Origin of the sequence: Plectonema cf. radiosum LEGE 06105 (genome assembly GCF_015207665.1) — a bacterium.
Lineage (GTDB): Bacteria > Cyanobacteriota > Cyanobacteriia > Cyanobacteriales > Nostocaceae > Rivularia > Rivularia radiosa_A.
Genome location: NZ_JADEWL010000014.1, coordinates 40,727 through 55,865, shown reverse-complemented (window position 1 = coordinate 55,865; position 15,139 = coordinate 40,727). Strand labels below are relative to the sequence as shown.

Genomic DNA, 15,139 nt, shown 5'->3' with positions numbered 1-15,139 from the left:
GCAAAATTTAAGTTTCAAAAACTTGATTTTTACTTTAGAAACCCGGTTTTTAGTTTGGGTATATTCCGATCAGTTAACCAATAAGTTCAATATTTTTGAATTGTCCAACTGCTGTTGGAGTTGCTACATCATGGTCGTTAGCGATAGTTAAGAAGTCAAATTGACCAGTAAAGAAATCCCCTACAGCAATGGAATACTGTGTGAATCCGTTGTCGGAACCAACAATATAGTCGTCTAAATCTTCGATACCCCAGCTTTGGCTGCCATCAATTTGGAAGAAATTTCCACTATCTGGTTTGGATTTAATCCGATTATCATTATCGAAGCCGATACCCTGAATTTCAGCTTTGCCATTACCCGCAAATTCAAATTTGAGTAAAGTATTCTCAGTGATTTCATACCCGGTAATATCCAAGCGTCTCCAACCGTTTTTTTCTAACTGCAATTCATTCTTGTTGCTAATAGTTGCAATTAAGTTTGGGTTTTGACTTGCACCACCGTAGGATAAAACTTTTTCACTTTGAGTTATTCCATTGATGGAAATATTAAGGGAATCGGGAGTATTCTCTAAGTCTGAAGATGTATCAACAGTCCCATTATTAGTATCATCTCCAAATAGGGGAATTTGATTTTCTGGAGGGGTTAAGGGACTATTTTGTGGGGTAGGTGATGTTGTCTTCGGAGGTGCATCATTTCCACCAATTACCACCAGATACCAGTCATTTTTACCACCTGCTTTATCTTGGATAGCGTTGTGAGTAATTTGACCTCCTTTAAAGTCAGTAGTTGTCACAACTGCTGTTTTACCATTACGAAATGCGGCTACAGCTCCATCACTATCTGTAATTGGTGTCCATGAAAGTCTTTTTTGCAAATCTGGACTAATGATGGCAATATATCCCTCAAAACCAGCATAATCACTTACTGGTTTTCCTTCAATAGTCTGTTGGTCTCGATTGGCAATCCTAGCTCCTGCACCTCCAGCCAGAATTACGGTACCATCTTCTGTGGCTGTAATTGAATTTACATCGACTGAATTACCTTTACCACTGTTCAGACGACTTAATAAAGATTGACCTTTAACTAAATCACCAGTTTTGAGGTCGTAACGACCGTACCAAGTCATTTTTACTGAACTGACGTTGGTAGGACTGTTATATTTATCTGTTTCGATTTTTCTATCCTTGGTCAGTTTTTCTGATAAATCCAAAGGATCGCGATAGAAAATAGAAAAACCAGTACCACCATTGACGTAATATGAAGAATATAGCTGTCCATCACGTCCGATAGCTACACGCTGTCCTCGTGTATCAGCCATCAATTTTTCTTTGTAAATGTCTTTATTGTCAAAGTCATAGTTTTTCCAGAGATTTGCTCCGTTGTATGACCATGCTTGAGTAAATGCAACTTGTAAAATCTTGGTTTTTTGCTCGAACCCCGTTGCAATTACCATACCTCCATTTTGGTCGGTAACAGCTATATCATTAAACTGGCGTTTGCTGCTGTTGGTACTCCATTCTTTGAGTTGCTGTCCTTTACCGTCGAATAGATAAGCTCTGTCTGCACCTTGGATATCTCTAACAACACCGACTTTACCACCATCGGAAATCGCTATCCGAGAAACATTACTCAGAGATTTGCTCCATTTTACCTTTGTCGCATCAGCATTTAGTACAGCTATTCCACCCTGATAAGCGACAGCAATCTCTCCATTTTTGGAGACTTCTAAATCTAGTACTTTTCCTGGTAAAAGAGTTGTAGTAACGGCTTGATTAGTTCGAGAGTCGTAACGGATAATGCTTCCGTCTCCACCACCAAGGAGCTTAGTCTCTTTCCCTCCTAGGTTCGAGTTTTTTAAGGAACCTCCCACAATTACAAAATTACCATCAAGGGAAATATCTACCGCATTGGTAAAATCATCCTCTTTTCCACCCAAATAGGTAGCAGCGGAAATATCTAAATTATTATTTGTAGGAGACTGAGGTAGAGGGTTGTTCGGTACCGACGAGATGGAATTTTGGTGAAGATTACTATTATCTAACTGGTTGATTTTAGTATCCATTTTTCACTCCATTTAAATGAACTTTTATCAGTAGATAACTCTGAATAACTAACTCCCTCTTTTTAATTTTTTTACTTTGTCACTAGGGGTATATACGATTACCGTACAGTGAATCTGCACTGATTTGTTAGCCCTTAGTACAGTTTAAAAAGTTGCCACATTATCCTCAAAATAACCGTTTTTTTCTTGCTATTTGCGACTATGTTTGATATTTTAATAGACCTTTTTTGTCGGGTTTCAGTTAATCTAGTAATATTTATTTCATATTTTACAAGTAATTAAAAATACAAATAAATACTTAATTTCGCTCATCAAATCAGATAATTTTGTCAAATCTTTATCTAATATCAGTAATATTAATGAGTTAAAAATAAAATGCAGTTATTTGCTTGATATGCATTTTTTTAAGTTTTATTTTTTAATTTCTAAAATCATGTGAAGAAGTTAGTTGACAGTTGTTAGTTGATGTTTGAGAATAATTAACCACTATCTACTAACCACTAACCACTATCTACTAACTCCTCCATACTCCTTTTCCAGTCAAGTTGAGATTTTTTTCGTCACAATATAAATTAACCTGTCAAAAATCGCAAATAAATATGACATCGAGTTACAATCTGCCTCCCAGCGGGAAAATGCCGATATTTCTTAGACGGATGAAGTTTGTATTCCAACCTTTGGAATACCTGGAGGATTTTGCTCAAGCTTACGGTGATAGTTTTAGTCTTCCCACTAAAGATGGTAATAATACGGTTTATTTCAGTCAACCCGAAGCACTAGAACAGATTTTTACAGCGGATACTAATTTTTTAAAAACTGGTGGAAACTCGATATTAAAATTTCTGGTTGGGGATAATTCTTTGATTCTACTAAATGGCGATCGCCATCAACGTCAGCGTAAGTTATTGACTCCTCCTTTTCACGGAGATAGAATGCGAACTTATGGTATGACTATCTGGGAAATCGCTGAGCGGGTAAGCGATAAATGGGGGAGTGGTAAACCGTTCAATATCCGAGAATCGATGCAGGAAATTACTTTGAGCGTAATTTTACGAGCTGTATTTGGTTTGGATGAAGGAAACCGCTTGGATGAACTTCGTCTACGAATTTCTTTGCTACTAGATTTTATTAGTTCCCCTTTGTTATCAGCTAGTTTGTTTTTTAGCTTCTTACAAAAGGATTGGGGTAGTTGGAGTCCTTGGGGTAGAGTTTTGTATTTACGCTCCTCAATTGATGATTTAATTTATGATTTGATTGAAGAACGTCGTGCCGAATCGGATAAAAATCGCGAAGATATCTTGAGTTTGATGATGTCTGCACGTTATGAAGATGGTGGAGCGATGTCAAATGAAGAATTACGCGATGAATTGATGACGCTGCTATTTGCGGGACATGAAACAACTGCTTCTGCATTAACCTGGGCTTTTTACTGGGTTGATTATTTGCCCGAAGTACGAGAAAAATTACTAAAAGAATTAAATAATTTAAGTGAAAATCCGGAACCAAGTTTAGTTGCGAAGTTGCCTTATTTAACAGCAGTTTGTCAAGAAACTCTCCGTATCTATCCCATTGCTATGAATGCTTTTCCGAGAATTGTAGTAAATCCGATTGAAATAGGCGGTTATAAATTACCGAAACATACCTGGATAATTCCCGCTATTTATTTAGCACACCATCGGGAAGAAGTTTACCCGGAATCCAAGCAGTTTAAACCAGAGAGATTTATAGAAAGACAATTTAGCCCCTATGAATTTTTCCCCTTTGGTGGTGGAAATCGTCGCTGTATCGGTTCAGCATTTGCAATGTATGAAATGAAGCTGGTATTAGCAACAATTTTATCGCAATATGAATTATCAAGAATTGATAAACGTCCCGTTAAACCTGTACGTCGTGGTTTGACTTTAGCGACACCCGCAGGAATGAAGATGATTGCCACACCTGTAAAGAAGGTTGTGAAAACTGCCGTTGGAGTGTAGTTATAAGTTAAGGGTTAGGAGTTAGGAGTACCCCTGTTAAGGTGAAGTTTTTTCCCACGTATTAATCAGGGTTTGGGCTTCGCACCCATTAAAAATTGAAAGCTAAAATAATTTTTACGCTCAAATTTTGGGTTTAAAAATTAGGGCTTTAACGTAAAAATAGGGGTTTCGACTAGTACTAGATTAGTACACCTTAACAGGGGTAGAGTTAGGAGTTATATCAAGTGCGAATAATTAGTTATTATTGCCTACTCCCTGCTCCCTACTCCCTTTATGAGGCGTTACCCCCTCTGCAATAACGCACCTTAGAAATAAATCCAAAATCTAAAATCTAAAATCTAAAATCCAAAATTAATTGACTCTTTGCCATAACCGCTTAATTTCTCCAATTTCTTTTTGATTTGGTGCTGGTAATGTTTTTGCGGATGGATTTACTTCTGCTCCGGGAATGTTCTGACTCCAAGGACTATTAGGAACTGATTGCAAATTAATGTTATTATCTGTAGGTCGAAAACCGTACTGTACGAATACTTTTTGTTGCTCTGGTTGAGTTAGGAAATCAACAAATTTTTTCGCTGCATTTGCGGTTCCACTATCAACATTTTGACGAACGATTGCAGCGGTTGCGACTGTTTCTACTGTGGGATTTAAGTAGTAAATTTGATAGGGTTTACCTTGATTTTTACCGGATTGCTGCCAGCGAGAAAGAGCAATACTTTCGTATACTGTTGCGACATCAGCGTCATTGGGACCGCGAGCAATAAACTCTTGCAGAAGAATGTCGGTAGAACGTGGTGGTTGATAAACTGATTTTTTAATTGTACTAAATAACGATGAAATAGCAGGATTATTGTAATCAATATTATTGATATTGTTAGTATTCAGTTTTGACATTGCCCACAAACTTAAGGTTGCTTGACCGCTATTAGAACGAGTCGGATCTGTAAGTAAAAAATCGAAGCTACCCCAATTTTTTTGACCTCCCACGGCTTCCCAATTATTTGTTTGCATTGCTTGTTCTACTCGCTGCCAAGAAAAGGAATTGTTGGGAAAAAGAGCGTTACCTCTTTCCGACCAAGCGATTGCCACAAGTAAGGTTTTAGCAATAGGTTGGGGTTGATTATAAAAGGGTTCACTATTATTTTGTGCTTGATAACGCTGACTTAATTCATCAATTAATTCCCCGGAAGCTGGGATTAAAACTGTGGGGTTAAAGTCGTTTTTTTGGTCGATAAATTTACTAACGGCATCTTGAGAACCTTGGAATTTAAGTTCTATTTTTATATCGGGGTTTTCTTGTTCAAATTTAGCTTCTAGTTGTTCTAGTGGTGCTTGTAATTCTGTGCCGCTAACGATGATAACGGTTCGCTGCAATCCAGGAATGGGAATGTAAGCTAAACCTAATGCTGCGATGATAATACCAGCAGAAGTCAAGACGGGATTTGTGGGTTTGGAGTGAGTTTTTTTCATTTTTTAATAACCGCAGAGACGCAGAGTACGCTGAGAAAAGATTTTTGATTCAGATATACTATTTAGTGGGAGCATATTGTTCTGTTTTTACTTCCGAACCAGAAAAGCAAAGTTATCTTGTAAACTAGTAAGTTCATCGGTGGATGCTTGTAGTTCACTAATTTGCTGATAATCTGTTAAATCAGCGGTACGCAATTTATTTTGGATTTGTTGCAATATCCCAGCGGAATTTTGAATTAAAGTATAAAGGCTCGTAATTTGTGCGGTACGGGCGTTTTGTCCTTCTTTTGCTAGCTGAATATTGCGTTGTAAACTGTTGGCAAGTTGGTCTAAATGTTGACGTGCAATACCTGAAGATGAGGAACGTTTATTTTCGACTTCTTGTAATTGTTGTTGTAAGTCATTGACTGATAATAAAGAATTAGCTCCATGAATTCTTCTACCTAATTCTTCAATTTTTATTGGTAGTTCAATTGCTCTTTGACAAGCTTCTTGTACGGCTACTAATAAGTTCATTTCAAAAGTCCCGCGACTTAATAATTGATTAGCTTCTTGACGTAATGTTTCGGCTTTTTCTGCTAAATTTTTAGCGGAGGTTTGCAGTAGTTGTAATTCTTTTTGTATTTGCTGCTCAGCAATTTTCTGAGCATCAGGTTCTCTCGATTTCATCGCAGCAGCACCACCTGTAGCTACTACTACGGATGCTGGTAAAATAATAAAATTAGGTAATCCAACCAAGCGAACACCAGCGACAAGAACAACACCACCAGCTAATACTGCAATCGGATAATAAAGAGGGTTTGCTAGTTTCATAATTAATAGTTAGGAGTTAGGAGTTAGGAGTTAGGAGTTAGGAGTTAGGAGTTAGGAGTTAGGAGTTAGGAGTTAGGAGTTAGGAGTTAGGAGTTAGGAGTGAGGAGTTAGGAGTTAGGAGTTGTTACACATATAGACTTTTAACCAAGTAGCAATTAACAACTAACAACTAACCACTAACCACTAACAACTAACCACTAACTTTTTTTTAAAATTCAACTTGTAAATCTGCCATTAATGTAGAAATACTTTCAGGATCTCCTTTGCGATAATAACCTCCATTGAGTTCGGCTATTTGTTTAAGTACTTCAGGGTTGAATTCTCCTTCCTTTCCGTAACCTACTGTGAAAAAGGCTATACGTTTATCGCTGTTAAAATTACTTTTTTCCAATTCTTGACGTAGTTTTTCCAGATTAATATTGGAACCAGAATCATCGCCATCTGTGAGTATAACTACAGCGTTAATTGCATCTTTACGAAGATTTTGCTGTAACCAGTTACGTGCTTCTAATGCTGAATCAAATAATCGGGTTCCACCATCAGCCCTTAAGTTACCGATAAATTCCATTCCTTTGGCTTGTCCTTCTGGAGTACCATTAACTTTGATTGGGTTGCCTATTTGATCATCAAAGTCAATTAGTGCTATTTCTTCTTTCGGTCCCAAGCTTTGTATATAATTACGTAAAGTATTTTGTACTGCGGGTAATTTGTTACCTGACATAGAACCGGAAGAATCTACAACTACAACGACTTGTGAAGGCTTCTTCGCAAACTCTTGCCAAGATTTGAGCATCGCTGCAACTACTTCTGGTTGCGGAGGACGCAGGGAATCATATTTGACATCTGCTTGAACACCAAATTCTGGGGTAAATTTCCCACCTAATTCTACTCCGGGTACACCTGGTCTTAAACCTAATTCTGTGGCAATTTTTTGAATTTGAGGAGTCTTTAAATATTCAATAATTTTTTCAGCAGCGGCTTTTTCATCTGCATTTACCCAAGTTGCACTAGGTAAAATTGCCCGCATATTTGATGTAAATGTCGCTTTGGGATAAATTGCTTCGTAACGAGTTTGACCGGGTTGTAAGTTTGAGTTGGCTTGAATTACTGATGATTCATACACCGAACCGATGGAAGCCCAAAATGGACCGTTTTTCACCATGTCGGTAGCCAAAGCATTGGTAGAGACTCCGTAACGGGTGACTTTACTTTGAATACTCTGAATTTGAGTTTGGTATTGTTGCACCTCTGCTGTTGTCAATTCTTCCGGTCTTTTCCCTGATACGCTGGCAAATTGTGCTATCAGTGTTTGCAATCCGGAGTTGGAGCGAGTAGGTGCTGTATGAACGTAGTTAATCGGTAATTGCGGACTAGTAGAATCAATTTCTTTATGGTTTTTTGCTGTTATCAATATTTTATATAAATCTTCTTGCTTACGTAATCCTACGGCAACGTCGGCAGGTGCCATAAATACCATCGGACTATTTGCAATTAATGGTGCATCGGTAATTTCAGGAATATAATTTTGTCCGGGGAAGATTTGATTAAATTGATAAAGTAGTTGAGAATGGTAAATTTCTCCATCTACGGAAATTAATGTGGGAAATTTCGCATCATCCGCTTGGAGAGTTCCCGCTTTAAGTTGCTGAGCTAGGGAAGTTACTTGTGTTACTACATCCCCGCTACCTTTAGCTTCACAGTTCAGATAGAAAGCTTTACCGTTATCTAGTTTGGGTTTTGTAGCGTTAAATTGCTCAGCGGATTGCTCGCAGAATTCTTTTAAAGCGCTTCCAACTAAAAATTTGACTTCAAACCCTTCATAGGATTTTGCTTGCTCGGAATCGACTCCATTCGTACAAGCACTAAGAAATAAAGCACCTAAAGCGGAAATGCAAATAGAAAGATTCCAGCAATTTTTCAATATTTTATTATTCATAAAATTAATCGTGGTAGTGAATTTACTTAGCGATTCGTTGAAAAAGAAAGCGTTTAGTAATAGATTTCCCTCAGAATCTCAAAAAAATAACAAGGTTGATAGAAGAAATATAATCTGTAAGATGAATTATTCAACTTATTGTTATTAACAACGTTCTTTCGATTGCTCCAAGACCCAGGAAAAAGATAAAGTCAGATGTTGTAGTAGTTTGTATACTACTTAATCAGTCTGTCACTGCAAATTTATGAAAAAACTCTGTTAAATAAAAGGGTTGTTCTTAGCTATTTAATAAATTTAGTCTCTTTTTAACAAAAGTTTAATTTTTGTGCTGAGAAATTTAGTCCTAGAAACAAGCAGCCGAATCGCCTCAAAAAGAATGGCTTTAGTTGAGAGACTTGAATAAATTAATAGGAAAGAATACCTAAAAATGATCGGAATCCTAATTGAAAATTGAAATGAAGGCTGTACACTTAACTGTTCCCTGTCAAGAGTTTCCTAAGCTTTAAAACTTATTTAAAAATCAAACAGGGTTCCTAGATGTTTTCTTTGTATAAATATTATAAATATTTTTTCGCTATAAAAGTAAAAATAATAGTTAAGTTTTTCGTAAAAAGCTGGAAGTATCCTGATAAATCAATAGGAGAGATTATTAAGTCTAAATCATCTTTTCTCATACTTTTATTGGAGTGATTAAATCAATGAGAATTATCACTTTTTTTGATAAGGTGAATAACTTGGATTTACAGGCAATTCAAAATAAGCTGATGTTTGAGTATGAATGGACTGCCGAAAAAACACAAGCAGTAATTAATCACTACAAATTGTTTTTGTATCTCAAGTCAATTTATCCGGCTGCGGGATTAGTTCCTACTCAAGAAATTGATGCAGTTTGGCACGCTCATATGGAAGTTAATTTACTCAAGTATATTCAAGATTGTGATTATTTATTTGGTTATCTTTTAAATCATTGTTCTGCGGTTGATAACGAAATAAATCAAGAAATACATCAAATTCATAAACAAGCTTTTAACACTACTAAAGCTTTGTTTGAAAATATATTCGGAGTAGGAGTTTTGGAAAACACATCAATTCATGTTGCGGCTTGTGCTGATTTACCTCTTAATACAAATCCTGCGGCTTGTGCTGATTTACCGATTATTCCAATTGGTAATTGGTAATGGGTAATTGGTAATTAAATTCGTGAAATCCGTGAAATCCCTTCCAATCCCTGTTCAGGAATTTTCAATTATCAAGTAAAGCATACATTTCTTCGGCTTCTGCACTCATTTTTAGCCCTTCAAAACTTTCTGCTGCTTCTTTTGCTAAATTGTGAGCTTCAAATTCATTTCCACAAATTTTTTCTAATTTAGCAAATGTTGCTTTATGGAAAGCAATAATCCGCTTGTCTTTATGCTTTTCTGCCATTGGTAAACTAAATTCTAATAGTCTTCTTGTTTCTACTAAATCACCATTGAACAATGCAATATCTGCTAACCAATTAGTAATCGCTGCTGTTGCTTTCTGCCATTTTATCTGTTGTGCTTTCAACAATGCTTCTTCAAATATTTTTTGTGCTTGCTGATAATTACTTTCTCGATAAAATATCTGTCCTTGGTAATACAAAATCTGAACTTGCTGTTCCTCATATTCGGATTCATTAAGTTTAATTTTTTCCAAAAGCTGTTGTTTTACTGTCAACCATTCTTGTGCTTGCTGCAATTGTGCAAGATGAACGTGCAAAATCACCATGTTTGCAGCCAACTCTAACTGAAAATTTACTGTTTGATGTTGACGTAAATCCCAAGCTTCTTGTAATAATACTTGGGCTTCTTGTAAGTTAGCTATTTGACGCATTCTTACTAAAGTCCAAGCGCGATCGCACATTGCTTCTAAAGCTGTTACCAAATCGCCTGCTTGCTTTGCGGCTTCAATCAACCAAGCACTCCATTCTAAACGCTCATCCCAATATCCACGGATATGAGTATATCCTTTGATACGTTGCCATAAAATTTTTACTTCGGAATATCGACCTTGTGAAATGCACCATTCCAATACTGCTTGCAGATTTTCCCATTCGGGTTCTAAATATTCATAGCTCAAATGCCATTCTTTCGAGTCTTTATCCCCAAATGATTCGGAAAATTTCAAGTACCAGTTAATCCAACGCTTTTGTAATTGTTGTTCAAATTCGGGATTTTCAACTAATTGAGCCCAAGCATATTCACGGGTCAAGGCTGTTAAACTATAACGTCCTTGCTGTTGATAAATCAAGGAAAGTTGCTGTAACTTTACCAATCCTTGAGATATGATAATCGGGTCTGGTTTTTCCAAAGCGATACTAGTAATGGTTTCTTTGGTTACTGGTTTGACAAAAAGAGTCAGTGCCATTAACAGATAATAAGGAGGTGAATTTTTTAACGGATTTACTGAAGTGGTAAAGCAAAAACGGGCAATATCGCCTTGAGGATGTTTAATTAATACCAATACATCTGCAAATAAGTAACCAGATGCCATCTGTCCGATAGCGTAAATCATCGCTGCTGGTACTCCACTTACCGCTTCGTAAAGTTGCTGTGATTCTGTGGTAGTTAAGTTAACTCCTTTTTCTTTGGCTTCCTGTTGAATCAGTCGCAAACTATGTTCTTGAGGTAGACAAGTTAGACGAATCGGCACAAATAATATTTGTTCGCGAGTAGTAATAATTACTTTAACTGTTGGTGGTAAGTCGTAGAGAAAGGACAAAACTTCCTGCTTGTCTTCAATGGTTTCTAAATTGTCAACAATTAATAAAGTTTTAATTTCCGAGAGCTTGTCACGAATTACCTCGATTTGTTCTTGCAAAGATATATGATTAATTTCTGAAAATTCTAAAACTTTCTGAATTTCTCGACAGATATCCCGTAAAGTCCGCTGATAAACTAATCGGGGTAAAAATCCCATGGAAGTCAAATGATTTTGTTTGGCGGAGGTAAAAATTATCGCTTCAAAGTCAGGCAAATTGAAGATATATTTAGGTGAATTTTTGTGTAAACAACGGTAAGCTACTTCTACTACTAAAGTAGTTTTACCTACTCCACCAATCCCATCTACACTAATTAAATGAGCAGAATGTCCGTAATCTAACAATTCTATCAATCGAGCAATTTCGCGATCGCGTCCGATAAAAGTTGTATATTCCCGTGCTGGTAAGTTTTGTTTAATTTGAGATGGTTGGCTTTCTAGCAAATTAGAATTCACAGTCTCCGGTTGCTGTCTATTGTCTGGTAAGTTTTCGCAGTTATCTATTTTATTAGCTTTAAATTGCTCCCACTGGCTCGATAGAAAAATTCGCAGACGGTTCTCTTTACCTCTACTACTACCGCTAACATTGAACTTTTTATAAACTTGACCCATTCTTTTCAGACAAGCATCCGCAGAAGTACTTAATTCGGAGGCTATTTCTTCGTAGCTTTGACCATTTCCCATCCGCATCAAAAAAACCTCCTCTTGTTCCTGAGAAAGTTCATGTTTGTGAGCCATTTCAGTCAAAAAATTAATTGGGAACATTTTTGCTCAAAATTATGTTATCTGAATATATTCTACCTTTTTATTTCTAGTTTACGTGGTGTTCGGAGTTATTCGGAGTTTAAAGAGATAATGAAGGTTCTAGATAATACATCGCCATCTAATCTTTATCGGTTAGTATGCAAATAACAGTAGAACCTAGAAGTTAGCAAGTCTTTTGAGAAACCTATTACTCGATCAAACCAAAAATGCCGGGTGGGGTAAGGGAGTAGGGAGTAGTAAATTGCATAAACCTCAAGCAAAGCTGGCTTGGTGGACTACTATGTTCTATTGGCAATTAATAGTTTTGAATTCGGAATATGTAATGGCTTCACTATTATTTTGTGATTTAAAATACAAGTAATTGGATGCTATATCTAAAGGATGCAAGCAATAGAAATAGTAATGATTTTGTCTTATTGTATTTTATTGTTGTGATGAATTTACGCAACAACATTTCATGAAAATATAAAATATGTTGCGTAAATTGCGGAATCTTGGTTTTTCATACTGCATTCTATTTTAGCTGAAGCGTTTCAAGTATTAATTGAATAGCCAACATATACTGGATTTCCATAAATAAAGAACGATTCGCTAAGACCTGAGAAATCGAGCGAATCGTTCAGCCAACCTAGTTTATAAGGATTGACATAACTATGATAATTAATGGTGGACCAAAAAGCGATAATTTGATTGGTACCGATGATGCAGATTTTATCTTTGGTAAAGGTGGTAATGATACCCTCAAAGGTGGAAAAGGGAATGACAGTATAGAAGGTGGTCAAGGTAATGACCTACTTGAGGGTGGTGAGGGTAGAGATATTCTTAATGGTGGTCAAGGTAATGATACCCTCAAAGGTGGTAAGGGTGATGACCTACTTGAGGGTGGTAAGGGTGATGATGTTCTAGATGGTGGTGAGGGTGATGATATCCTCCAGGGTGGAGAAGGTAAAGACACCTTAGATGGTGGAAAGGGTAATGATACCCTCGACGGTGGAAAGGGTAAAGATATTCTTAAAGGTAGTCAGGGTAACGATGTTCTAGATGGTGGGAAAGGTGACGATACAGCAGATTACAGTGACCTCAGCGAAGCGATTACTCTTGAAGCTGTTGGTATCGTTAACAAAGGTAGTTTAGGTACAGACCAGATTTTAAATATCGAAACTATCGTTGGTGCAACCGGAAAGGCTAATACAATAGATGGTTCCACTGGTACGAGTGGAGTTACATCTTTCGATGTTGATTTGTCACAAAATAGATTAACCGTTCAAAATATTCCTGGTTTGGGTAATGTAACTTTCAGTGTCAAGAACTTTGTCAATGTCACTGGTACGAATCAAGATGACAGGATTATCGGCAATGCTGAAAATAATATCCTGATTGGTGGTGGTGGTAACGACTTTTTTGGTGGTAGCGCTGGTAATGACATCATCAACGGTGACAACGGTGGTAATGATACTGTTGATTACACTGGTTTAGGTCAAGCAATTACCCTTTTACCTACCGGAATAGTAGAAAAAGATGGTGGTTTAGGTACAGATGAACTTGTCAGAGTCGAGACAATTATCGGTGATGCAGGTTTCTCTAATACTATTGATGCTTCGAGTGCAGCAAGCCCAGTTTCGATAAATGTGGATTTATCTGCACAAAGTTTACAGGTGAATAACATTCCTGGAGTTGGTAATCTCAATCGTACCGTTGTTAACTTTGTCAATGTTATCGGTACCACTCAAAATGACAAGATTAGCGGAAACGCTGAAGATAATATTATCAATGGTGTTGACGGACAAGACATCTTAGCAGGAGGAGCCGGAAAAGATATATTTGTCTTAGGAGAAAACGGTAATATTTTCTATAGCGATGCTGGTTTTGGTGACATTGCAAGCATAGAAGACTTTCTATCCGGTGAAGATAAAATTCAACTAACTGGTAGCCTGAGTGACTATTCTTTCTTCAATCTAGGCTCAACAAACTTCATTGCTTTAGATGATGGTGATGGAGTATTTACTGGAATTGACGATATTATTGCATCTGTAAATGCTAGCTTTGATACTACTAGCGACTTTATTTTTGCATAATTCATCCACTCCCAATTTAATTAAATAGAAGTCGGGTTTTTAGGTTAAATACCTGTCAGAAAAGACAATCATTGTAAAAACCCGACTTTTCACCCCACGGAAAATAAAGTTTTCCTTCACGTTTTAAAAATAAGACGGGTATTTCTGATAAGTATACGGGGCAATAGTTTCAGTCTTCAAAAGATAATCGAATTCACGTTAAATAAAAAGCAAATAGCACTAAGTCATGAGAACAAATATCTTTTGGCTTAGTGCTGTTTCTTTTTTAAGATTATTAGACATCTGGTGGAAATTAATTATGCGTCATCCAGAAACCTTGTAGAGACGCGAAATTTCGCGTCTCTACATTCTTTTTCGGAGATGTCTATTGTCATCAGGGGAGACTGATATTTATACTTAATTCAGAGTTTTTCTGAAATTTGTAATTTTACAGACTTGTATCCGAAGATGTCTAATACATATTTATACACAAACGCCAGAGATTTTACCTAAATATTAATGGGAGTTATTCAGAGTTAAAAAGAAATTTACTATAAGTTAGTTTATATACTCGTATTATTTAAACTACTGAGTTAATATTCTAAACACTCGGAATAAAACATTTAAGGAAAATATATTACCTAAATATTTTTTATTCCGAATAACTTTTCATTGTAGTTATATACCTGAGCAATATTATGCGACAGTTTCTCAAATCCGCTGTAAAAGTTTCTGCTGTATCCGCAATTGCTTGTGCTTTGAGTTTCGTATCTACATTGCCTGCAAACGCTCAATCTGAAAAAGGTTTGCAAGGAAGTTACGTTGGTGGTAGTTTCCAAACTGGAAATGGAGTAACTGGGCTTAACATTTACGGACGATATGACATCCGTCAGTTACCAATCTCCGTGAGAGGTAGTGTAAGCATAATAGATGTTAGTGATGATACTGTTACTCAATTTGCACCAGCAGTTACTTATGATTTACCTATCGGTAAGAAAGCAAATGCTTACGCTGGTGCTGGTTTGGTTTTCGGTGAAGGTGATTCTACAGCATTTCTGAATGCTGGTGCAGAAACAGAAATTGTCAAAAATGTAGTGGTTTTCGGTGATTTAAATGCTCCTTTAGATGATAATGTCGATCCAACTTTCAGTATTGGACTCGGCTATCGTTTCTAAATGGACTTTGCTTTAAGAGCAAGGCTATTAGTGTGTTCCAACAATCAAATAAGGTAAAACATAAATAATTACGCGGGGAAGAGCTTAAACTTTTCTCCGCGTTTTTG

9 protein-coding genes are annotated in these 15,139 nt (G+C 36.7%); 4 read left to right on the top strand and 5 right to left on the bottom strand.

Annotated elements, in window-relative coordinates; genetic code table 11:
* Positions 1 to 73: 73 nt before the first annotated feature.
* On the bottom strand, positions 74 to 2,062 hold the full coding sequence (locus IQ247_RS06895) for a hypothetical protein (protein WP_193918391.1): 1,989 nt from the start codon (positions 2,060 to 2,062) through the stop codon (positions 74 to 76).
* A gap of 599 nt (positions 2,063 to 2,661) precedes the next feature.
* Between IQ247_RS06895 and IQ247_RS06890 the strand changes: the two genes are divergently transcribed.
* On the top strand, positions 2,662 to 4,038 hold the full coding sequence (locus IQ247_RS06890; RefSeq protein ID WP_193918388.1) for a cytochrome P450: 1,377 nt from the start codon (positions 2,662 to 2,664) through the stop codon (positions 4,036 to 4,038).
* A 351-nt stretch (positions 4,039 to 4,389) separates the two neighbouring features.
* Here IQ247_RS06890 and IQ247_RS06885 read toward each other — a convergent pair whose 3' ends face one another.
* The 3 genes from IQ247_RS06885 to IQ247_RS06875 form a co-directional block, all read right to left on the bottom strand.
* Positions 4,390 to 5,508 carry a substrate-binding domain-containing protein gene (locus tag IQ247_RS06885; RefSeq protein ID WP_193918386.1) on the bottom strand — a complete coding sequence of 373 codons (1,119 nt, stop codon included), beginning with the start codon at positions 5,506 to 5,508 and terminating at the stop codon, positions 4,390 to 4,392.
* Positions 5,509 to 5,595: 87 nt separating this feature from the next.
* A complete protein-coding gene (locus tag IQ247_RS06880; RefSeq protein WP_193918383.1) occupies positions 5,596 to 6,321 on the bottom strand; it encodes a hypothetical protein in 726 nt (241 codons plus the stop codon).
* 208 nt (positions 6,322 to 6,529) lie between these two features.
* Positions 6,530 to 8,257, bottom strand: coding sequence for a VWA domain-containing protein (locus tag IQ247_RS06875; RefSeq protein WP_193918380.1), 1,728 nt, complete (start codon positions 8,255 to 8,257; stop codon positions 6,530 to 6,532).
* 698 nt (positions 8,258 to 8,955) lie between these two features.
* On the opposite strand from IQ247_RS06875, the gene IQ247_RS06870 reads away from it, so the two are divergent.
* Positions 8,956 to 9,435, top strand: coding sequence for a glycine-rich domain-containing protein (locus IQ247_RS06870; RefSeq protein WP_193918378.1), 480 nt, complete (start codon positions 8,956 to 8,958; stop codon positions 9,433 to 9,435).
* Positions 9,436 to 9,499: 64 nt separating this feature from the next.
* On the opposite strand, the gene IQ247_RS06865 is transcribed toward IQ247_RS06870, so the two are convergent.
* Complete coding sequence (locus tag IQ247_RS06865) at positions 9,500 to 11,776, bottom strand: ATP-binding protein (protein ID WP_228059531.1); 2,277 nt, start codon at positions 11,774 to 11,776, stop codon at positions 9,500 to 9,502.
* 680 nt (positions 11,777 to 12,456) lie between these two features.
* Between IQ247_RS06865 and IQ247_RS06860 the strand changes: the two genes are divergently transcribed.
* Both IQ247_RS06860 and IQ247_RS06855 read left to right on the top strand, forming a co-directional pair.
* Positions 12,457 to 13,878: a calcium-binding protein gene (locus IQ247_RS06860; RefSeq protein WP_193918373.1), complete on the top strand. Its 1,422-nt coding sequence runs from the start codon at positions 12,457 to 12,459 to the stop codon at positions 13,876 to 13,878.
* Between the two features lie 677 nt (positions 13,879 to 14,555).
* The gene (locus IQ247_RS06855; RefSeq protein ID WP_193918370.1) at positions 14,556 to 15,032 is read left to right on the top strand and encodes an outer membrane beta-barrel protein; all 477 of its coding nucleotides are present in this window, start codon (positions 14,556 to 14,558) and stop codon (positions 15,030 to 15,032) included.
* The last annotated feature ends 107 nt before the right edge of the window (positions 15,033 to 15,139 follow it).